Consider the following 21,660-nt stretch of genomic DNA (forward strand, 5'->3'; position numbering starts at 1 on the left):
TCGGCGACTGCGCGAAGAAAATCGCCGCCGTCCTGCTTGGCCAGAAGTTCGGAAAGGTCCATGTTGGTCTTGGTCATCGGGGTCTCCGTGTGGTTCGTGGTTGAAGCGTTGAAACTCCACCCGACCATACACCTCGATGGCCACCCGGCATTACACCGTTGAAGGCGCAGAAATTACACCACGTCCGCGGACACTAACCCGATGCAGCCGTTTGATGATCGACGCCCGATTTTCCGCGTGTCTTGGGTTCCGTGGATCCGGTAGTATTGCCACGACAGATAGAGCGCACGCGTTCCCAGAGGATTGGAGGGATCTCCTCCAGGCACATAGGCTGGCCATTCCGGATTGCGTTCCCGCATTGAAGGGGTCGGCGCCCAACTTGGATTTTCCCGTTTCTCGACAACTTCTGTATACCCGCGCTTCGTCAATTCATCAGTCAAGGGAACAGAGGTCGGGTAAATCCGCATCTCTTCATCCTCTGTCCAGTGTTGGAGCACCTTTGTGACAGTATCCGAAATGATGATGCCCTTCCCGAGACGGTCAAAGTGATCACGCCAATTGTGGAGAACGAACGACGAGATATTGCGTCTTACCACACCAGCCTCTTCCGCCCGAAGAGTGTGGGGGGTCATCAAGAATGCGCCTGAAATTGCAATCAGGCTCCGCCTGTTCAAACTCGGTCTCTCTGCCATTTGTTCGTCCTTGGTTACTCAATTGGACGAGACAGGCATTGCTCAGATGGGGCTGAATCTCAACCGCAACAGGCCGCAAGATTTGTATCGAAGTGTATCCTTGACCTTCCAGCGGGAGATCAAGCTAAACAGGATGCGTTGACCAAAATCAGAGGTGGATTCCATGCAAGAGGATAGCGAGTCAGGTGGCAATCGCCACGGAAAGTTGATGCACTGGGGCATGATGGCTTGCTGTGCTGTCATGCTTCTACCCATCGCAGCTTTCCTGATTGGCGGAGGCACCGTCGCAGGCCTTTGGGCAAACGCTACCGTCTTTGCGCCTCTGGTGCTCTGCGTTGGCGCCCATTTTGTGATGCACAAGATGATGGGGCGTTCATGCCATGGAAGCAAAGAGCACAAGCAGACCGCCCCCCAGCCAGTGCCGATTGAAGATATGACCGACAGCGCCGTCCGGCGGTAAGTCGAAATGAGAACAAGAGCGCGGCTGGCGACTGTCTTCTTGGGAGCGATTTTCGTGAGCGCTTGTTCCGGCGGACCAGTCCTGTGCCCGACAAACCCGCCGCCAACTTTGTCGACAAAGTCACCAGAGCTGGAGCTGCCCAATGGATGTCGTCTGGCAGGGCCTATCTCCAACGGTGTGGGCCAGTTGGATTGTGTAAACGGCCGATCAGGCTTTGTTGCCACTCAAGTTCAAAGCCTGGAGATAGTGCGATGACCATCTGGCGCTCGCCAATCCGTCTTGCTTTCTGCGGTACCCTCGCTGCCGCAATGTTCTGGCTCTTGATCCCCTTTGCTGCAACGGCCGAGGTATCAGTCGCCCACAAGGTCACTGCGGTGGAAGCGCGGCTGATCTCCGCCGAGGATGCCGTTTCCGCCGAAGCTCAAACGCTCTCCGCCGGTCTGGATCTGAACCTTGCTGACGGATGGAAAACCTATTGGCGTTCGCCTGGCGAGGTTGGCATTCCGCCACAGATCGACTGGAGCGGGTCGACGAATGTCGCGGGCGTTGATTTCCTATGGCCTGCGCCCGAGCGGTTCACTGCCTTTGGCATCGAAAACTTCGGCTATCATGATGAGGTTGTCTTTCCACTTCAGATCACCCTGAAGGATCCTGGGGAACCTGTCGAACTCAGAGCAAACGTCAAGCTCTTGACCTGCTCAGCAGTTTGTGTCCCCCAGGATTTTGACTTGGCACTTTCGTTGCCTCAGGGGAACTCAATCGATCAAGTCTCGGCTAATCGTATCGGGGCATTTCTCGCACGCGTTCCGGCGGAAGGAGGAGCGGCAGGCGTGACCGCCGCCACATCCCATATAAACGATGATTTCACCCGCCTAACGATAGAAATAGCTGCCACGACTGCCTTCAAAACCCCGGACGTCTTTCCTGAAATTGGTGATGGCAACACGTTGGGGAAGCCCGACATTCGCCTTGGGGCAAGCGGGCGAACGCTTTGGGCTGAATTCCCAATTCTTGCCTACATGGCAGATACAGACGCGCCGCCACGGGTAACCGTGACGGACGGGCCGGATCACGCCCTCACCGTCACGCCAGATCGGGCAACAACCGCCCCAACTCCCCCTTTCAGTATTGATCGGGTGGTCCCCGGCATTGATCAAGTGATCTGGATCGCCATCATCGCTTTTCTTGGGGGCTTGATCCTGAACGCCATGCCTTGCGTGCTTCCTGTTCTGTCGATCAAGTTATCTTCTGCCCTGAAATCCGAAGGACGCGGCAATGCCCAAGTCAGGGCAGGCTTCTTGGCCGCCGCCGCCGGAGTCATGGTCTTTATGTGGGCACTCGCGGCTGTTCTCTTCGCATTGCAAAAGATTGGCGTTGCCGTCGGTTGGGGGCTCCAGTTCCAGAGCCCAACGTTCCTGGTTCTGATGCTCCTGATCCTTGGTCTGTTCACCGCAAACCTGTTTGGACTGTTCGAATTCTCTTTGCCAGCCGCCCTGACAACGCGGTTGATGAAAGCAGGAGGTACGGCCGGTTATGGAGCGGATTTTGCCACCGGATTTTTCGGGGCGGTCATGGCTACTCCCTGCTCCGCGCCGTTTCTTGGAACAGCTATCGCATTCGCACTTGCGGGGCGGGTGATAGACATCGCTGTCGTTTTCACCTTTCTCGGGTTAGGTCTGGCCAGCCCATATCTGTTGGTGGCCATCGTGCCGAACGTTGTTCGGTTCGTGCCCAAGCCCGGCCGCTGGATGATCGCCTTGAAAGCCGGCCTTGGCATCCTCCTGATGGGTACCGCGGCATGGCTGTTCTATGTTCTGCTCGGCGTTGCTGGATCGCGCGCGGCCCTAACAGTTGCATCTCTCGGTGCGGTTATGCTCTTCATAGCGGCATCGCCCTGGGTGCCAAGATCTCTTCGCTGGCCCTTTGGGCTGGCGCTGGCGGCACTCGCGGTCGCGGCCGCGCCATTCTTGGCAACACCCGCCGCACCCGATGCCCAAGCAGGAAAAATTGCCTGGGTCACATTTGACCGCGGCGATATTGCCCGTCGGGTTTCACGCGGAGAGGTCGTTTTTGTCGATGTAACCGCCGATTGGTGTTTGACCTGCAAAGCCAACAAGGCGCTCGTTCTTGAACGCGACCCGGTTCTTTCGGCATTGAACAGCTCTGGTGTCACGCCGATGCTGGCCGACTGGACCCGCCCAGATGACGCGATCACCCGTTTTTTGGAGACCAACAACCGTTACGGCATTCCATTCAACGCGGTTTATGGGCCGTCTGCTCCCGAAGGAATTATCCTGTCTGAAATATTGTCGACTCAGGATGTTCTTGCTGCTCTGCACGCGGCGCGTCCGGGGGCCGCTCAAGCAACGCTCATCGAGGACGATGTGAAGGTTTCCAGATTTGGAAACACTTTGGAGCAAAGTGCCGACTGAGTAATTTCGCCTAAGCTGCGCATCAAGGACGCCGAGTCAGGCAGCATTTAACGCCCTGATTTAGATCAACCACACCATCTGGATAGCGTGTTATAATCACCTAGGAAGGACTCAAATCATGCGATCAAGGCCACATATCGATGTCAGAAGAGTGTCGCGTATTCGCGTCAGCTTCGTCCTGATATTGATCGGAGCCTTGTTTTTCGGTCTCATTGCCGATGGTTTGCATGCGCATGAGGGCGAGCCTGCCGGGTTAGAGACGCAGATTGTTCAGGTCACCGACGCAAATTCCTCCGTCCACGTTATTCTGGACGCGGATTGCGGAATTCATCCCGGTTGCGCCGCTGCTCTGATCCCTAACGGGCTTGTCAGCGCAGTAGTTTCGAACCGTAGCACGCGAATGGTAATGTCGTGGCGGCAATCGGCGTCTTTCGCCGATGACGAATTCATACACGTCCCCATTCTCTTCTGAGCATTCCAGTCAGCGAGGTAGCGAAGCGCCTCCCTTTCGGCTTTTACGCCAATCGTGACGCTTAGGTTTTTCGACAGGCTCGTAGTCTGGATGTCCGGATTCTGCCTGACCGCGCTCCTCACTTCATTCGCTCCTATTAACCGTGGATCCGCCGGTTTTCTGCCCTCGCCACGGCCACCGCATGATCTCGACCAGATAAAGGTTCCAAAAATGAACATGTCGCCCCGCATCGCCTATACGCTCGCCACTTTGTTCGTGTCAGCACCAGCTTTGGCCGCTCCGCCTACGGTCTTCATTCCAGAGGGCAGCGCCAATTCAGTCCTGATGGTTCAGGCGGAGACTGGAAAAGTCCTGCGTCGGATCAATGATGTCGAGGCGGTCCACGGTCTCGCAGGCGCACCCGGCGTGCCGTATCTGGTCGCCGGCAGCTATTCGGAGATCCCGCGCGAGGATGTCGCGGCGCTAGAAAAGCCCTCCACCGTGTCTGCAGACGATCACGCCGCGCACCACGCACCAAAGGCCGCGCCAATGGGGCCACCCGATGCCGGGATCAGTCTTCTCTCGATTCTGGACGCAAAAAGTGGCGATATCCTGCGTCGGATAGAGGTGCCGGGTGCCGTACATCATACGGCAGTTTCCCCTGATGGACGCTTTGCCGTTGCGACCCATCCGGCAGGTGACGGAATATCGGTGATTGACCTGGCGACTTTCGGCATGACGGCATTTGTCCCGACTGGATCGATGCCGAACTATGCAGCGTTCGGAACTGATCCCAATCTCGTCTACGTCTCCAACACCGGTAACGGAACGATCAGCGAAGTAGACCTGTCGCGGGGTATCGTTCGTCGCAACTTCATTGCAGGTGACACCCCGGAACATACGGCGGTTTCGCCCGAAACTGATCGACTCTTTGTGGCAGACGCGGACGCAGGTCAGGTTCTGGAACTGTCTTTGAGTACCGGTGAAAAGCTGCGGACCTTCGAAATTGGCGGCGAGATTCATGGACTGGGGCTGTCAAATGATGGGGCAACTTTGTTCGTCGCGGGTAGGGGAGAGGACAAACTCGCCTCAGTTGCACTCGCTACCGGGGAAGTGCGCACAGCCACGCTTGCACCAGAACCCTACCACCTGACGGTAATTCCAGGCTCCGACATCCTTTATGTCTCAAGCCGTGCAGAGCCCGTGGTTTGGCTCATCGATACCAGCTCACTGCAAACGCGTGAAACAGTTTCTGTCGAAGGAGAAGGACATCAGATGGTGGCGCTTCCCTGAAGGGCTGCCGATGGGAATGAAAGGCACAGGATCATGGCACAGGACACTCGCCCAACACTTCGTTTTCTGGGAGCCGCCGGAACAGTAACCGGATCGCGCTATCTGATTGAAACCGGGGATCGCCGCATTCTAGTTGATTGTGGCTTGTTTCAAGGCTTCAAATCGCTGCGGGACCGCAACCGCAAGGCGTTTCCGGTACGCCCCTCCACCATTGACACCGTACTTCTGACGCACGCGCATCTCGATCACTCAGGCTATCTGCCTGCGCTGATCCGCGGCGGGTATCGAGGGAAGGTGATGTGTACCGAAGCGACGGAGGAACTCTGCGGCCTGATCCTGCCGGACAGCGGCCATATCCAGGAAGAGGAGGCACGTTTTGCCAAAAGGCACCGATACTCCAAGCACAAGAACCCCAAGCCGCTCTACACGTTGAAAGATGCTCAGGCGGCGCTTGAGCATTTGCACAGAGTTCCCTTCAACAGCACAATCGATGTTGGTGACGGAATATCCGCAGAGTTCATCCCGGCGGGCCATTTGCTCGGTGCGGCGCAGATCCGTATCAGACTGCCGGGAAGGACAATCCACTTCAGTGGCGACCTCGGCCGACAGAACGACGCACTGATGCGACCACCACAACCGTTCTCAGGTGCGGACGTGTTGGTTTGTGAATCCACCTATGGCAATCGCCATCACGCAGCCATCGACGCGGAGGAAGAGCTTCTGCCAATCCTGAAACGTGTTTTCGGGCGGGGCGGTACGGTTCTCATCCCCTCATTCGCGGTTGGGCGCGCGCAGGGGCTTATGTATCACATTGCACGCCTGCAAAACCGCGGCGAGATCCCATATGTGCCGGTTTATCTCAACTCGCCAATGGCGATCGACGCGACCGAAATCTACCACGGCCATCACGAAGAACATCACGTTGCCTGGGAGGATTGCCTTGCGATGTTCCAGATCGCCAAGCGGGTCACTTCGGTCGAGGAGTCGAAGAAGCTGAACACGCAGCATGGCCCGATGATCATCATTTCGGCGAGCGGCATGTTGACCGGCGGGCGGATCCTGCATCACCTCGCCAGCTTCGGCGGCGACCCGCGCAACGCAATCCTGCTGTCGGGCTTTCAGGCTGGCGGTACCCGCGGGGCGGCACTGGCCGCTGGCGCGGACAGTCTGCGCATGTTCGGTCGAGATTTCCCGATCAGGGCAGAGGTGATCCAGCTCGAAGCCTTTTCCGGACATGCCGATGCCGAAGAGTTGCTGGCCTGGATGCGCGCGTCGGATCGCGCGCCGCGCATGACCTATGTGACTCACGGCGAACCTTCTGCCTCGGACCGGCTGCGCTGGCGGATCGAACATGAACTCGGCTGGCCTGCCCGCGCCCCCGAACACCTCGAAACGATCCGGCTGGACAATCCAAAATGACAGAAATCGACAATACGCTCGCCCTGTCCCGCGCGGGGATCGACACTTACCGGCAACCCGTTGTCTTCATGCGCGAAGACTGCCACGTCTGCCGCGCCGAAGGCTTCGCAGCCCTGACCCGGATCGAGGTCACGCTCGGCGACAGGTCGGTGATTGCCACGCTGAACGTGTTGACCAATGGCGACTGGCTGCCCGACGACACTGCCGCCTTGTCGGAAGAAGCCTGGGCCGCCCTGAAGCCCCAACCGGGGGACCGGGCAAGTTTTACGCACCCGGAGCCACCGGACTCCGTCTCAGCGATCCGCGCCAAGGTCTATGGAGAAACCCTTGAGCAGCAAAGGTTCGACGCAATCATTCGTGACGTCCTCGATCATCGTCTCTCCGATCTCGATCTGGCAGCCTTCATCACCGCCTGCGCGGGCGACCGGCTTTCGATTGCGGAAACCATCGCACTGACCCGATCCATGCAGGCGGCGGGCGAAACGCTGGATTGGGGCGGCGCCGAGATCTACGACAAGCATTGCGTCGGGGGGCTTCCAGGAAACCGCACCACGCCGATCATCGTTTCGATCATCGCGGCGGCGGGGCTGATGATCCCCAAGACCTCTTCTCGCGCGATCACTTCCCCCGCAGGCACGGCCGACACGATGGAGGTCATGGCTCCCGTCTCGCTCGACATCCCCGCGTTGAGACGCGTCGTCGAGGCTGAGGGCGGGTGCATCGTTTGGGGGGGCAACCTCGCTCTCAGCCCTGCGGACGATGTTCTGATCCGGATTGAACGGCCACTCGATTTCGACAGCGACGGACAGCTGGTGGCGAGCGTCTTGTCGAAGAAGGCTGCGGTCGGTGCGAAGCGCGTGCTGATCGATGTGCCCGTCGGACCAACGGCCAAGGTCCGCTCGGCGGAAACCGCCGCTGCGCTGGCAGAGCGGCTCCGCGCCGTTGGCAAGGCCATCGGCCTGACGCTCTCGATCCATCAAAGCGACGGGACTGCACCTGTCGGCCGCGGAATTGGACCCGCACTTGAAGCCCAAGATGTCCTTGCCGTGCTACGCCGCAACGAGAACTTCCCTGTCGACCTGCGCGACCGTGCACTCGACATCGCTGGAGCGCTGCTGGACCTTGTCCCCGAGACGGGCAGCGCGGGCGGGCGAAAGGTGGCCGCACAGCTGCTCGACAGCGGCGCTGCCGAGGCGAAGTTCATGGCGATTTGCGATGCACAAGGCGGTTTCACTGAGCCCGGTGAGGCGCGTTATCATGCGGTGATCACCTCCCGCACGGCGGGGCGCCTCATTGCGATTGACAATCGTCGCATCGCGCGCACAGCGAAACTCGCCGGCGCACCGCGGCAGCAGCTCGCAGGGCTGCGCCTTCTGGTCCAGATCGGTGACCATATCGAATTTGGCAAGCCGCTGTTCGAGATCCACGCCGAAACGCTGGGAGAACTGGAATACGCCCGCTCCTATGCCGAGGCGCAATTGGGACTTTGCACAATTGAGGAGGCAAACTGATGACCATTATCGCCCCCTTTCCCGGCATGGAGCCATTGGCGCGCAGAATGGCGGCGACATCCGGTGCCGAAATCCAGCCGGTGGACTTGCACCATTTTCCCGATGGTGAAACCCTCGTGAAGCTCGGCGGCGATCCTGCAGGACGCGAAATCGCCTTCCTCGCCACGTTGCGCGATCCTGATCGGCTGGCGTTGCCTCTGCGTTTCGCAGCTCTGACGGCGCGCGAACTTGGGGCCGCGCGTGTGGGGCTGGTCGCGCCCTATCTTGGCTACATGCGCCAGGACAAGCGGTTTCATCCACGCGAAGCTGTGAGCGCCCCGATCTTCGCGGGATTTCTTGATGAATGTTTCGACTGGGTGATGACCGCTGACCCCCATCTGCATCGCAACCCGAGCCTTTCAGCGCTGTTCCGCATTCCCGCATATCGTGTCGCCACAGCCCCTCTGCTGGCCGACTGGATTGCGGCGAACGTTCCAGAGGCCGTGCTCCTTGGGCCTGACAGCGAAAGCCAGCAATGGGTGGCTGAAGTCGCCAGGCTCGCCGGACGCCCCTACGAAGTGCTGACAAAACATCGCTCCGGGGATCGGCAGGTCGAGATCAGCCTGCCGGGCAGCGCCGTTTTCCGACAGGGGACACCCGTGATCCTCGATGATATCGCCTCGTCCGGACACACGCTGATCCGAACGCTCGAACAACTCGAGCAGGCCGGTGCCCGACCTGCGACTTGCGTAATTATCCACGCGGTTTTCGCACACGGCGCAGAGGAAGCAATCCGCCATGCCGGTGCCGCGCGGATCGTCAGTACCGATACGATTCCACACTCAACGAACGCAGTCTGCGTCGGCGAGCTGTTAGCGACAGAAATGAAAGTTGCTCAATGCGCCACTTGACCTTCCAGTTACTGGAAGAATTAGGTTTGAGGCAATGAGCTAGAAATACGGGAAAGGATCCCCGAATGAACAACCATCACGAACATGCCAACGGATCTGACGATCAAGTTCCTTCTGGCTACGCGGGCACGGTCTTCACTTGCCCGATGCACCCCGAGGTACGCCGCGCCGAACCGGGAGATTGCCCGAAATGCCAGATGCATCTGGTGCCGGAGGGCGAGCCCTCGCAACACCACGCCCATCATCAGCACACGGGCGACGCGGTGGAGCCAAACCACTTGGACTCGGTTCCCAACGACTACACTGGCCCGGTTTATACCTGTCCGATGCACCCTCAGGTGCGCCAGACGCATCCCGGGTCTTGTCCGATCTGCGGTATGGGGCTGGAACTGGAATCGGCCGCCATGGAAGCGGAAGGCCCGAACCCGGAGCTTGTGGATTTCAGCCGTCGTTTCTGGGTGGGGGCCATTTTGACCGTACCGCTCCTTGTGCTGACCATGGGCCCCTATCTTGGCCTGAGCGGGGTGCGCGAGATATTCGGAGAACGCGTCACCCTCTGGGTCGAACTCGCGCTCGGGACACCCGTTGTCTTTTGGTCCGGCTGGCCTTTCCTTGTTCGTGGCTGGAACTCGTTCCGGACAAGGAACCTCAATATGTTCAGTCTCATTGCCATGGGTGTAAGCGCCGCATGGCTGTTCAGCATCATCGCCGTCCTGGCACCGGGCATATTCCCCGATGGGTTCCGGGATGCCGAAGGGCATGTCGGCGTCTATTTCGAGGCGGCGGCTGTGATCGTCACGCTGGTCCTTGTGGGACAGGTGATGGAGCTGCGCGCTCGCGAAGGCACTGGCAAGGCGATCCGTGCTCTTCTGGATATGGCCGCCAAGACGGCACGTATTATCCGCGACGACGGAAGCGAGGAAGAGGTTCCATTGGAACAGGTCCAGGTCGGCGACCGACTACGTGTGCGACCCGGTGACAAGGTGCCGGTCGATGGTATGGTCGTCGAAGGCAGGTCCTCAGTTGACGAAAGCATGATCACGGGCGAGCCGGTACCTGTAGAAAAGGTCGGAGGAGACCCTGTAACGGGCGCCACGATCAACGGAACCGGCAGCCTGATCATGGAGGCGACGCGCGTCGGCGCCGACACGATGCTGAGCCAAATCGTCGAGATGGTGGCCAATGCGCAGCGGTCTCGCGCGCCGATCCAGAAATACGCCGACAAGGTCTCCGGATATTTCGTGCCTGCAGTTATTGGCATCGCCGTGCTGGCCTTCATTGGCTGGGCCATTTGGGGCCCGGTCCCGGCCCTTTCCTATGCTCTTATTGCGGCCGTTGCCGTTCTCATCATCGCTTGTCCCTGTGCCCTCGGCCTTGCGACACCGATGTCTATCATGACGGCGACGGGGCGCGGCGCGCAGGCGGGTGTCCTGATCAGGAATGCAGAGGCACTGGAACGGTTCGAGAAGGTCGATACCCTGATCGTCGACAAGACCGGCACGCTGACGGAAGGCAAGCCGAAACTTGTCGGCGTCTACCCTGAACCGGGTCACGATGAGGTAGAAGTGCTTCGGCTTGCCGCATCGCTGGAACGCGGCTCCGAGCATCCTCTCGCGGAAGCCATCGTACGCGGTGCTGAAGAGCGTGGCGTCGACCTGGCAAAAGCCGACGCCTTCGAGGCGGTCACCGGCAAGGGCGTCAAAGGCACGGTGGACGGGCGGGTAGTGGCGCTCGGCAACGTGAAACTCCTGACTGACCTCGGACTTGATGCAGCAGAGCTTCGGGACAAGGCGGATGCCCGTCGGGATAATGGCGAAACGGTTATGTTTGTCGTCGTCGAGAATGACGTTGCCGGTCTTGTCAGCGTCGCAGACCCGGTAAAGGCGACCACACCGGCCGCCCTGAAGGAACTGCACGCACTTGGGTTCCGTATTATCATGGCGACGGGAGACAATGAGCGTACCGCTAGGGCCGTCGCGTCCAGTCTAGGCATCGACGAGATCCGCGCCGATGTGATGCCGGAAGACAAAGCGAAGATCATCAAGGAACTTCAGGCCAAGGGGCACAAGGTTGCCATGGCCGGCGACGGTGTCAACGATGCACCTGCCCTGGCTCAGGCCGATGTCGGGATTGCCATGGGCACCGGCGCCGATGTGGCCATTGAGAGCGCAGGGTTCACGCTCGTCAAAGGGAACCTCGACGGTATCGTGCGTGCGCGCAAACTCGCCCGCGCGACCATGCGGAACATACGCCAGAACCTGTTCTTTGCTCTGATCTACAACACTGCGGGCGTGCCCGTCGCTGCGGGGATCTTGTTCCCATTCCTCGGGATCTTGATCAGTCCGATGTTTGCGGCCTTTGCCATGAGCGCTTCCTCAATCTCGGTCGTCCTAAACTCCCTTCGGCTACGGCGCGCGCAGATTTGAGGGGAAACAAGAACGATCGCGAGGTCCATCAGACCGTTCAATAAACAGTATTGGGTACAATCCATCGCCGGAGAAGGGGCAACAGCGTTCAGACAATCACCTGCAAACCAAGGAGACCAAAATGACCTACATTTCCAGACAGATGATCTTAGCCATTGCTGTGGTGTGGGCGCTGCCAGTCGGCGCCCAAGACAGCGGGCATATGACAGATAATGGGGCGATGAGTCAGATGATGAGCTCCGGACTGTTCCTGCCAAACATGGATGCAGCCAAGGGGCGTGCGCTGTTCGCCTCGAAAGGCTGTGTCGTTTGTCATTCTATCAACGGGGTCGGAGGCGAGGATGCCCCCGCCCTTGATGCAGCGTATATGGACCTGCCAATGAACCCGTTTGAATTTGCCGCCCGAATGTGGCGCGGCGCGCCGGCGATGGTCGCTGCCCAAGAGGATGAGCTCGGCGGGCAAATTGAATTCACAGGTCAGGAGCTTGCCGATATCATCGCGTTCGTTCACGATTCCGAAGAACAGAAGGCATTCTCTGCCGGCGACATCCCCGAAAAGATTGAAGAAATGATGCACCAAATGGGTGAGGAGGATCACGACTGAAGCGTCAGGGGATATCGCAGTAGAATAAGGCAATGCGTCGAAAGTTTCATTTGCGCCCTAAGATGCCGATCCTATGGCGGACCGCTTCTGCGCCAGCCAAAGTAATCCAAATCCCGCGGCTAACATCGGCAAGGAAAGGAATTGCCCCATCGTAAGCCCCCAGTCACCAAACTGCACAACATACCCAATCGGATTGTTCACGTCTGCGAATTGAGCGTCGGGCTGGCGAAACAACTCTACAAAACTTCTCGCAAAACCATATCCGGCCAGGAAGAGCCCGCAAATTGCCCCTGGTGTCCTAAGCCATCCGCGCCGCCACGCAAGGAATAGGAGAGCGAAGCCAAGCAACAGGCCTTCCAAAAGGGCTTCGTACAGTTGCGAAGGATGCCGTGCGCAAATGTCGGTTATTCCCGGGCATGATTGCGCTGCGTCACCGGGAAATATGACGGCCCAGGGCATGTCCGATGGGCGGCCCCATAGTTCATTGTTTATGAAATTTGCGATCCGGCCCAAGAACAAGCCCGGAGGCGTTGCCAGAGCGAGAAGGTCAGCCATGCTCAGGAGCGGCATACGCTGACGGATGCCATAAACAAGCGCGGCAATGGTTACGCCAGCAAACCCACCATGAAATGACATTCCCCCTTGCCAGACCTTCAGAATTTCTAACGGATTGGCAAGATAGAACCCGCGCTGATAGAACATCACGAACCCTAACCGCCCGCCAACGATCACCCCGATGATAATCCAGGTCAAAAGATCCTCAATTTGGCGCGGTGTTAGCGGGGCGCCCGATGCAGGCCACAGAGCGGCGCGTTTGACCGTGGCAACACAAATTCTCCAGCCGACGAGAAGGCCGATGATATAGGCCAACGCATACCAGCGGAGAGTCAACGTAAACGTGCCGATCTCAACCGAAAATATATCCGGCCCGATATTTGGGAACGGAAGTGCGGACAAAGGCATGGACATTCTTTCTAGTCATTCGGGTGAGGTCGGATCGTGCACATACGCCGTTCGTGCTCTCTCATGGTTTGTTCATCGCGAGTGAAGCTTCCGCGGGCTATTGGCCCGACTGGAGTTCTTCCAAGGACTGCAAAATGACACTTTGGCGCGGGTCTTCGGAGGAAACGGGCACCAATAGCTCTTTGGCTCGACTGTACGCGTTCAAGGCGAGGTCAGTTTCGCCGAGCACCCTGTAGGCCCTGCCAAGACGCATCCATCCATCGATATCGTCTGGTTCAGCCTCAAGGCGTGTTGCCAAACGTTCCACCATGGATCGGATAAATGCATCTCGATCGACATCATCCATCTGGCTGGCCGCTTCGACATCTGCAGCAGTGGGGCCGGGCGAATTGCCTGACATTACTGGAGCATAATCCGACAAACTGATAGGCGCTCGGCCCAGTGCCGCACCTATCCGGTTTGCTTCCGCGACAAATGTTTCCATCCAGGGTGCGAACCCATCCACTTCGTCCAATCGCGTGAGAAGACGATTGTAGGCCTGCTCATTCGCACCCGCTTGCGCAAGCCCGACAGCATCGTAAAAAGTTCCAGCAGGATTGGTCGGATCGAGCTCAAGTGCTCTTGCAATGGCCCGCTTCGCTTGGGGTGTCACGATCCCCTGTTCGGAAACGATGAGAGCTTCCGCATAGATCGAAAACACAGCAGAATCGGCATTCATGGATTGTGTTGCACGCTCGTAGGCCGATGCGGCATCCGAAGCGCGGCCCAATTTCATGAAGGTCTGTCCAAGGAGCATCCAGCCCTCCAAGGCTCCGCCTTCTGAATCCGCCTGCAACCGCTGCAATAGCTTCTGCGCCAACGCTTCGATTTCACGATTTTGCGCGACCTCTGCCTGGCGATCCTCGAAAGCGATGCTGGATAGGTTTGGCGCTCCAGCAAAACTGTAATACCCCGCCGCGAACAGCGGCACAAAGACCGCAGCAGCCATGAGTATGACCCTGCCGCCGCCGTTGGATTCCCCGGTGTTTTTTACTCTCCCCACGGAGAGAACCCGCCGCTTGATTTCCTGTCGCGCCGCATGCGCCTCTGCGACAGAAAGCAGGCCGCGTTCAGCATCCCGATCGACTTCAGACAACTGGTCCTTCAAAACTGCGAGAGTCCTGTCTTCGGCCGGACCTTGCACCAAGGCAGGCTTCCACGCCGAAGCCGCAACAATACCTGAGGCAGTCAAGGCGAGGACTGCCATTGCAATCCATATCATCGGTGGTCCCCTTCGCTGGATGAAGTGAAAATGCGTGCGACCTCGGCCTCCTCGTCATCGCTCAGGTCTGCGATTTTTTTTCTTTTTCGAGAGCCCATCAGGATGCCGCCACCGATCCCCAGAGCCAAGAGCCCAAGGAGTGGGGGGGTAAACCAGAGAGCGTAGGTCTCGGGTTTAAACGGAGGCTTCAGTAGAACGTAATCGCCGTATCTCGCTTGGATGAAAGCAATTGCATCTTCGTTCGTGTCACCCGCAACCAACCGTTCCCGGACCAAAAGTCGTAGGTCGCGCGCAACGCCGGCGTTCGAGCTGTCAATATCCTGATTTTGGCAAACTACGCAGCGAAGCTGCCTGGAAACCTCCCGTGCCCGAGCCTCGAGGATTGGATCGGAGAGGATTTCGTCGGGCTCAACAGCCTGCGCAGACATTGGCATGATGAGTGCCAACACAAGGAAAAAACGACGCATGTCAGCTCCTCTCCTCTAACACACCCGCTTGTCGGAGAGCCTGGCGAAAGGTTGATACAGCCTCTTCACCGACGATCGGGCCGACGTATCGGTAGAGCACCGTTCCATCGCCTCCGACAATGAATGTCTCGGGCACACCCGAAATCCCCCACTCGATCCCGGCACGACCTGACAGATCCAAGCCAATACGTTCGTACGGGTTCCCGAGATTTTGAAGCCAATTGACCGCGTCTACCGGTTGATCCTTGTAGTTGATCCCGAACAAACGCACGCCATCGCGCTCAACCAAAGCGCTCAGAACCGCGTGTTCGGCACGACAGGGAACGCACCAGGAAGCGAACACATTAACGACGACTGGCGTTGGGTTTCCGAGCAGGTTTTCCCGAGACAGTCCCTGTACATCAAGACCCGGCACCGGCCCGAGAATGAACGAGGGAGCTGGCTGAGAAATGAGAACCGAAGGAATCTCGCTTGGGTCACGATTGGGATTCAGGCCCCACAAGAAAAATCCGCCGACAATCACTGCCAGTACCAAGGGAATAATCGCTACAGCTCGTTTCATTGCTCACTCCGCTGCGACCGGTTTCGTGGATCGTGCCTTGGAGCTTTGGGGTGCCCCGACCCGGAAGCGGCGATCGGACAAGGACAGACTGCCGCCTATGACAAGCATGGCCGCACCCAACCAAAGCAAGCCGACGAATGGCTCATAGAGAATACGCAGAGTCCAGGCACCGCTCTCTTCGGCTTTGTCCAGAGAGGGTTCCGTGATCGAAGCGTATAGGTCTCCCGCCAGGGTTGACCGTATCGCCGATTCTGTTGTCGTACTTTGTGCGACCGGATAGCTGCGCCGTTCAGGTTTGAGAGCCGTCACGAAAGAGCCGCCCCTTTCGACGCGCAGGGTTCCCTGATCCGCAATATAGTTCGGGCCACGAACGCGCTGCACACCTTCAAATGTGACATCAAATCCCGCAATGTTGACACTCGTGCCGGGCTCTACAAATGCGATCTCTTCAGATTTCCAAACCGAAGAGCCAATCATGCCGATCATCAAGACCGCAACTCCCGCATGAGCGAGCGTCATTCCATGCGCCGCGCGGGGCAAATTGCGGGCACGCCGGATGCTTTCCTGGAGCGGAACCTCGAACAAACGAACCCGCAGCGCCCATTCACGTAAGGAAGCAAAAAACAACCAAAGCGCGATGAGGATCGAAAGATATGCCAACACGGGCCCGCCTTTGGCGAAATACCAAATTGCGAGCGTTGCCAGCACCGCCAGCACCACCACGAAGCGGACACGTTGAAGCACTCCGACGAGATCGGCTCGTTTCCAGGACAAAAACGGCCCCAGACCCATGACAAAAACCAAGGGGAGCATCATTGGTACGAACGCGCCATTGAAGAACGGCGGACCGACGGAAATCTTGTCACCAGAAACGGCTTCGAGAAACAGCGGATAAAGCGTACCGAACAGAACCGTGCCAGTCGCTGTAGCCAGGATCAGGTTGTTTAGCAACAACCCTGCCTCTCGACTAATCGGCTTAAACAACCCGCCACCTTCCATCATTGGCGCCCGCCACGCATAGAGTGCAAGTGAGCCACCAATTGAAATCGCAAGCAGGCCAAGAATGTATAGGCCTCGCTCCGGATCCACGGCAAAAGCATGCACAGAGGTCAGCAAGCCAGACCGAACCACAAATGTGCCGAGGAGTGACAGCGAAAACGTCAAGATCGCGAGTAGGATTGTCCAGCTTTTGAACGCGTCACGCTTTTCAGTGACAATCGCCGAATGGAGAAGTGCTGTCCCGAGAAGCCAGGGCATAAAACTGACATTTTCAACCGGGTCCCAGAACCACCATCCACCCCAACCCAGTTCGTAATATGCCCACCACGATCCCAGAGCTATCCCCGCAGTCAGGCTGATCCACGCGGCCAGTGTCCAGGGTCGAACCCATCTTGCCCAGGCTGTGTCGATCCGTCCCTCGATCAAGGCTGCGGCTGCAAACGAAAAGACGATCGAGAAACCGACATATCCAAAATACAGCAGAGGCGGGTGCATCGCGAGGCCGATATCCTGGAGCAGAGGATTGAGGTCAGCGCCATCAAGCGGCGGAGGAAAGACGCGCTCGAACGGATTGGATGTGAAGAGAAGGAAGGACAGGAACCCGACGCTGATCCATGCCTGCATTGCCAAAGTTCGCGCTCGAAGTGTTTCCGGTAGGTTTGAGCCGAAAGCAGCAACCGCAGCACCGAAGATGGTCAGAATGAAGACCCAGAGAAGCAACGATCCTTCATGACTTCCCCAAGTCGCCGCGACTTTGAAGATCATTGGTTTCAGCGAATGCGAATTGTTCGCAACGTTCAAAACAGTGAAATCAGAGACAACAAAAGCGCGCATCAAGGCTGCAAAGGCAAGTCCGACGAAGACGACCTGCCCAAAAGCAGTCGACCGGGCCGAACGCATCCAGAGAAGATTGCCCCGGGCCGCGCCGAAAAGAGGAATAGTCGATTGGACGAGGGCCAACGCCAATGCGAGGGCCAGCACAAAATGGCCGAGTTCCGGGGTCATAGGAGCCTCACGATCTTTAGCAGTGGGGTCGACTGGTGATCACTTTCTCAGTCGTCTAGAGCGGCTTTGCGCTTGCGATACTCGTCTTCATCAATCTCACCGCGCGCGAAGCGATCCCTGAGAATGTCATGCGCGCTCGACCCGGAGGCACGGCCCTTTTCGCTGAACCAGCGAACGGCGAAGAATATCAGCGCAATAATCACGCCCCAGAACACGATCATCATCAGCCCTCCCAGCATTCCAAATCCACCGCCCCACATGTGGCCGTAATAATCTCCGCCGGGGTCCGCCATGGCGGTCGTCGCTAACAGTGTGAATGCTGCGGTTGTGTTGGTAAGTCTAAGCATGTCGGTTTCCTTTTCTGTCATTTCATGTTTCAGCAACTGGCAATCGAATTGTCGCGATAAGCCCCCCGTCCGGGTGGTTCGCCAGACTGATCTCCCCACCCTGCGCACGAAGAATGGACCTTGCGATCGACAGGCCCAGCCCATGCCCGCCGGTTTCCAGAGATCGGCTTTCTTCAAGCCTGAAGAATGGGTCAAATATGCGTTCCAATTCTGCGGTTGGAATCCCCGGCCCTCTGTCAGTGACGGAAATTTCTATTTCCCCCTCGGCTGATATCCAGCCCAGGGTTGCGGACCCGCCGTAGCGCACCGCGTTCTCGATCACGTTTCGCAATGCGCGTCGAATGGCATTGGGGCGCAATCGAACCGTGACTTCGGGGCCGTCAGAGAGCACAAACGGTACGACCATATCCCCCCGCAGAGCTTCTAGGAACGATTGCAGGTCAACATCCTGCATTGGTTCGTTCCCTGAGAGACCTTTCGCGAAGGTAAGGGTTGCTTCCACCATCGACTGCATTTCTTCGACGGTTGCGACGAGACTCTCTCGGGTTTCGTCTTCCTCTACCATTTCTGAATGTACTCTCATTGCGGTGAGCGGAGATCGAAGATCATGTCCAAGGGCCGCCAGAACCCTCGTTCTGTCGGCAACGAACCGTGTCAGCCTGTCCTGCATACGGTTGAAACCAGCGGTCAGCTCCCGAACCTCCTGGGGTCCCCGTTCTGGCAACGCGTCTATGTCTTCTCCACGCCCCAATCGTTCCGACGCCCAGGCCAATCGCCGCAGAGGGCCCAGCAGTCCGGTCATGACAAACCAGCTCACTGCGACCAACAGGGCCATTGCCGTCAGACCAAATGTCAGCATGGAATAAAGCGGCCACTGGATCGGCGGACGCTCAAAGCGCGTACTTACGTTCAACCACTGGCCGCCGGCGATCGAAATTGAAAGGTTCATCTCGATTGCGGACAGTTCACCTCGCATCATGGCCAAGTGCATCTCGGTCATTTCGTGCGAAAGGTTCGGTAGCGGCAGGATCGCGCCTTGGATCTGGTGAAGCTCCACACGAATGTCGCGACTGTAGCTGTCGTTCAGGAGTGCGCGGACGCGGGTTTCAACCAACCCGCCATCCGAATGGTCGCTATGTTGCACAAGCGGCTTCGTCCCGAGGTCAAAGCGAACAAGGGGCGAGTTCGCCGCGCGGATAATTGATGGGCGCAGGTCAGCGGGTGCCTCTTCAATCAAGCGCGCAACATTTGCCGCTCGTCCAGCTGCCTCAAACCCAAGAGCAGCCCGTATGGCGAGGCTTCGTTCATCGGCGAAGAGCCACAGGCTGACAAACTGTGCGATCCCCAACGCGATAATGATGAGAAGAACGAGTTGGACCCGGAGAGATCGTAGGAGCCGCCAGATCATTCGGACACCTCGACGTCGACCGACAGGCAGTAGCCGCCGCTTCTGATCGTCTTGATAATACGTGGACGGAGAATGTCGGGCTCGAGCTTTCGCCGAAGGCGCGAAATCTGGTTGTCAATTTTCCTGTCCAACGGACCAGCGGAAATGCCCTGAGAAAGATCTAGCAACTGATCGCGGCTCAACACCATCCGAGGGCGCTCCAGAAGGACCGTCAGCAGTTTGAATTCTGCGACCGTAAGAGCGGTCTCTTGTCCCGCGTCGTCGAGAAGCACCTGCCGGTCTACATCCAAGGTAAGGTGTGCAAAGCGGACTTTGCGGCCGCTCAGAGATCCGGTGAAGGCCTCTTTGTGCTCGCTTCTTCGCAGGACGGCTTTGATCCTCGCAAGGAGTTCGCGTGGATTAAACGGCTTGGGAAGATAATCGTCCGCACCGATCTCCAAACCGACAATACGGTCCGCATCTTCACCGAGCGCGGTTAACATGATGATCGGCAGTCGCCCTTCGCTTGACAGACGTTGGCAAACGGAAAGGCCATCCTCGCCAGGCATCATGATATCCAGGACCAGTAGGTCGAAGCTTCCGACAGCCAGCTTCGCGTCCATCTCCGCCGCATCCTTGGCAGCGGTTGCTCGCATGCCATTCTTTTCCAGATAGCGGGTTACACTTTTCCGGATCTGTTCATGGTCATCCACGACGAGAATATGTGGCGCGTGTTGCATGGGGCCCTTCTAAAGCATTGGAAATCAGACGGTCAGGTTCCTTTTTGTCGCCAATTGTATCAGCCCCTGTCCATTGCGACAGACGGATACAAATCCACGGGTGTACGTCCTTACATTCAAATGTTTGATGCCAAGTTGTATGAGGTCAAAAGAAGGAAAGGCTTCAAAATGTCCTACTCAACAAAAGTTTCTACCGGTCTTCTGGTTGCCGTTCTCACAGCAGGTGCTGCGCTCGCCGATGACAGCCATCACCAAGCTGCGGGCGCTGAAAGCGTCTCTCCCAATGTACTTGCTCAACCGATGGCAGGGACGGGCGGGCCCGGAATGATGATGGGTGGCGGCATGATGGATCCCAGTCAGATGGCCGAGCATCTTCAGATGATGCACGGCATGATGCGCATGATGATGCAAATGCATTCGGGCATGATGAGCGGAAACGGCAGCATGATGGGACCAAGCACAACCGGTCAAGGTATGTTCCCGATGATGGGGGGCAACATGATGTCAATGTTCGATATGGATGGAAACGGCGCGGTGTCTCCCGAAGAGGCGCATGAGGGCCTTCAGTCGATGCTGTCGGACTATGACGCCGACGGTAATGGCACGCTCTCGATTGACGAATTCGCGTCGCTTCACGCCAAGGCGATGCGCGAGACCATGGTCGATCGTTTCCAGATGCTTGATGCTGATGGCGACGGCCAGATTTCTCAAGGCGAAATGGTCGCCCCTGCCGACAACATGGCACAGGGTATGGCCGCAAATCCCGGAATGATGACGGACGAAGACAACTGAACCCCGTCGTTCAGAAATTCCCCATTCAGGTAAGCCCGTCAACGGTTCGGTGCTTTGGGTTTGCCTGAACAAGATCGAGAGGGCTCAAAATGAGTTATACCTACAACAGACATCTGCCCAATACGGCGATTGATGATGCGGAGATGCGCCTGCGCGAAGCCCTGAAAGAAAAGGGATTTGGTGTACTGACCGAAATCGACGTACAGGCAACAATGAAGAAAAAGATTGACCGCGACATGGATGGATACCGCATTCTGGGTGCGTGCAACCCTCATATGGCATGGGAGGCCATTGGGCTGGAGCCCCGTATAGGATCGATGCTGCCTTGCAATGTGATCTTGCGGACGGTCGAAAACGGCACTGAAATCAGCGCTGTTGATCCAGTGGCTTCGATGGCCGCTGTCGAGAATGAGAAGCTGCACGAAGTCGCCGCGCAGGTGCGCGATATGCTGCGATCTGCGGTTGATAATGCATAAACTAAACTGAGGAGGCAGACCATGCTGAGCCGCCGTCAAACTTTTGGCCTGTTCGCATCGAGCACCTTGCTTGCCTATTCGCCAGCTTGGGCTGACAACCATGACGTATGGGCGCTCGATACTCTCCATGATGCGCTGAAAAGCGATTTGGCAAGGCTTGTGGACATCCGCAGACCCGAGGAATGGCAAGATACCGGCGTCGCGGAGGGGGCGTGGCCAATCGACATGACCCATCCGCGGTTCGGGGAGCGCCTCTTCGACGCCCGCGATCTTGCTGCGGGACGCCCGGTCGCCCTGATTTGTCGGACCGGCCATCGCTCAGGTCTCGTAATGAGCAAGTTGCGTGAAGCGAAAGCTGCCGGCTTTGTTGACGCCGTAGGCGGGATGCTTGGCGCCCCGGGGAGATCCGGCTGGATCGAGCAAGGTCTGCCGACAGTAACAAGAGAAGCCGCACTGGCCGCCCTCCCAAGTGAGCTAGCGTGA

20 protein-coding genes are annotated in these 21,660 nt (G+C 57.9%); 11 read left to right on the forward strand and 9 right to left on the reverse strand.

The window, feature by feature from the left end:
• Nucleotides 1-173: 173 nt before the first annotated feature.
• Complete coding sequence (locus tag C8N42_RS18925) at nucleotides 174-692, reverse strand: L,D-transpeptidase (RefSeq protein ID WP_107818044.1); 519 nt, start codon at nucleotides 690-692, stop codon at nucleotides 174-176.
• A gap of 163 nt (nucleotides 693-855) precedes the next feature.
• Between C8N42_RS18925 and C8N42_RS18930 the strand changes: the two genes are divergently transcribed.
• The 8 genes from C8N42_RS18930 to C8N42_RS18970 all read left to right on the forward strand — a co-directional run bounded on the left by C8N42_RS18930 (nucleotide 856) and on the right by C8N42_RS18970 (nucleotide 12,178).
• Entirely contained in the window at nucleotides 856-1,152 is a 297-nt protein-coding gene (locus tag C8N42_RS18930) for a DUF2933 domain-containing protein (protein WP_066707491.1), read from the forward strand.
• A gap of 251 nt (nucleotides 1,153-1,403) precedes the next feature.
• Entirely contained in the window at nucleotides 1,404-3,584 is a 2,181-nt protein-coding gene (locus tag C8N42_RS18935) for a protein-disulfide reductase DsbD family protein (RefSeq protein ID WP_009573630.1), read from the forward strand.
• A 682-nt stretch (nucleotides 3,585-4,266) separates the two neighbouring features.
• A complete protein-coding gene (locus C8N42_RS18945) occupies nucleotides 4,267-5,328 on the forward strand; it encodes a YncE family protein (RefSeq protein WP_066707494.1) in 1,062 nt (353 codons plus the stop codon).
• 33 nt (nucleotides 5,329-5,361) lie between these two features.
• Complete coding sequence (locus C8N42_RS18950) at nucleotides 5,362-6,747, forward strand: MBL fold metallo-hydrolase RNA specificity domain-containing protein (RefSeq protein WP_066707496.1); 1,386 nt, start codon at nucleotides 5,362-5,364, stop codon at nucleotides 6,745-6,747.
• Nucleotides 6,744-8,258: a thymidine phosphorylase family protein gene (locus C8N42_RS18955; protein ID WP_066707498.1), complete on the forward strand. Its 1,515-nt coding sequence runs from the start codon at nucleotides 6,744-6,746 to the stop codon at nucleotides 8,256-8,258. Before C8N42_RS18950 ends, C8N42_RS18955 begins: the two co-directional genes overlap by 4 nt.
• Nucleotides 8,258-9,148, forward strand: coding sequence for a ribose-phosphate diphosphokinase (locus C8N42_RS18960; protein ID WP_009573625.1), 891 nt, complete (start codon nucleotides 8,258-8,260; stop codon nucleotides 9,146-9,148). Before C8N42_RS18955 ends, C8N42_RS18960 begins: the two co-directional genes overlap by 1 nt.
• A 65-nt stretch (nucleotides 9,149-9,213) precedes the next feature.
• Nucleotides 9,214-11,574, forward strand: coding sequence for a copper-transporting P-type ATPase (locus tag C8N42_RS18965; protein WP_009573624.1), 2,361 nt, complete (start codon nucleotides 9,214-9,216; stop codon nucleotides 11,572-11,574).
• Between the two features lie 121 nt (nucleotides 11,575-11,695).
• Entirely contained in the window at nucleotides 11,696-12,178 is a 483-nt protein-coding gene (locus C8N42_RS18970) for a c-type cytochrome (protein WP_009573623.1), read from the forward strand.
• A gap of 57 nt (nucleotides 12,179-12,235) precedes the next feature.
• Here C8N42_RS18970 and lgt read toward each other — a convergent pair whose 3' ends face one another.
• The 8 genes from lgt to C8N42_RS19010 all read right to left on the reverse strand — a co-directional run bounded on the left by lgt (nucleotide 12,236) and on the right by C8N42_RS19010 (nucleotide 19,909).
• A complete protein-coding gene (lgt, locus tag C8N42_RS18975) occupies nucleotides 12,236-13,141 on the reverse strand; it encodes a prolipoprotein diacylglyceryl transferase (protein ID WP_009573622.1) in 906 nt (301 codons plus the stop codon).
• 97 nt (nucleotides 13,142-13,238) lie between these two features.
• Nucleotides 13,239-14,402 (reverse strand): c-type cytochrome biogenesis protein CcmI, encoded by a 1,164-nt coding sequence (ccmI, locus tag C8N42_RS18980; protein WP_009573621.1) that lies wholly within the window; start codon nucleotides 14,400-14,402, stop codon nucleotides 13,239-13,241.
• Nucleotides 14,399-14,869, reverse strand: coding sequence for a cytochrome c-type biogenesis protein (locus C8N42_RS18985; RefSeq protein WP_009573620.1), 471 nt, complete (start codon nucleotides 14,867-14,869; stop codon nucleotides 14,399-14,401). The genes ccmI and C8N42_RS18985 overlap by 4 nt, the downstream gene beginning before the upstream one ends.
• Before the next feature lies 1 nt (nucleotide 14,870).
• A complete protein-coding gene (locus tag C8N42_RS18990) occupies nucleotides 14,871-15,431 on the reverse strand; it encodes a DsbE family thiol:disulfide interchange protein (RefSeq protein WP_009573619.1) in 561 nt (186 codons plus the stop codon).
• A 3-nt stretch (nucleotides 15,432-15,434) separates the two neighbouring features.
• Entirely contained in the window at nucleotides 15,435-17,435 is a 2,001-nt protein-coding gene (locus C8N42_RS18995) for a heme lyase CcmF/NrfE family subunit (protein ID WP_009573618.1), read from the reverse strand.
• A gap of 47 nt (nucleotides 17,436-17,482) precedes the next feature.
• Nucleotides 17,483-17,782 (reverse strand): SHOCT domain-containing protein, encoded by a 300-nt coding sequence (locus C8N42_RS21785; RefSeq protein WP_211309223.1) that lies wholly within the window; start codon nucleotides 17,780-17,782, stop codon nucleotides 17,483-17,485.
• A gap of 22 nt (nucleotides 17,783-17,804) precedes the next feature.
• Nucleotides 17,805-19,190, reverse strand: coding sequence for an ATP-binding protein (locus C8N42_RS19005; RefSeq protein ID WP_009573616.1), 1,386 nt, complete (start codon nucleotides 19,188-19,190; stop codon nucleotides 17,805-17,807).
• The gene (locus tag C8N42_RS19010; RefSeq protein ID WP_009573615.1) at nucleotides 19,187-19,909 is read right to left on the reverse strand and encodes a response regulator; all 723 of its coding nucleotides are present in this window, start codon (nucleotides 19,907-19,909) and stop codon (nucleotides 19,187-19,189) included. Before C8N42_RS19010 ends, C8N42_RS19005 begins: the two co-directional genes overlap by 4 nt.
• Between C8N42_RS19010 and C8N42_RS22005 the strand changes: the two genes are divergently transcribed.
• The 3 genes from C8N42_RS22005 to C8N42_RS19025 all read left to right on the forward strand — a co-directional run bounded on the left by C8N42_RS22005 (nucleotide 19,871) and on the right by C8N42_RS19025 (nucleotide 21,660).
• Nucleotides 19,871-20,701 (forward strand): EF-hand domain-containing protein, encoded by an 831-nt coding sequence (locus tag C8N42_RS22005; protein WP_107718029.1) that lies wholly within the window; start codon nucleotides 19,871-19,873, stop codon nucleotides 20,699-20,701. The genes C8N42_RS19010 and C8N42_RS22005 overlap by 39 nt on opposite strands.
• Before the next feature lie 89 nt (nucleotides 20,702-20,790).
• The gene (locus tag C8N42_RS19020; RefSeq protein WP_009573613.1) at nucleotides 20,791-21,177 is read left to right on the forward strand and encodes a DUF302 domain-containing protein; all 387 of its coding nucleotides are present in this window, start codon (nucleotides 20,791-20,793) and stop codon (nucleotides 21,175-21,177) included.
• Between the two features lie 21 nt (nucleotides 21,178-21,198).
• The gene (locus C8N42_RS19025) at nucleotides 21,199-21,660 is read left to right on the forward strand and encodes a rhodanese-like domain-containing protein (RefSeq protein ID WP_009573612.1); all 462 of its coding nucleotides are present in this window, start codon (nucleotides 21,199-21,201) and stop codon (nucleotides 21,658-21,660) included.

The sequence above is a fragment of the Celeribacter persicus genome (assembly GCF_003050785.1).
GTDB classification, from domain to species: domain Bacteria; phylum Pseudomonadota; class Alphaproteobacteria; order Rhodobacterales; family Rhodobacteraceae; genus Celeribacter; species Celeribacter persicus.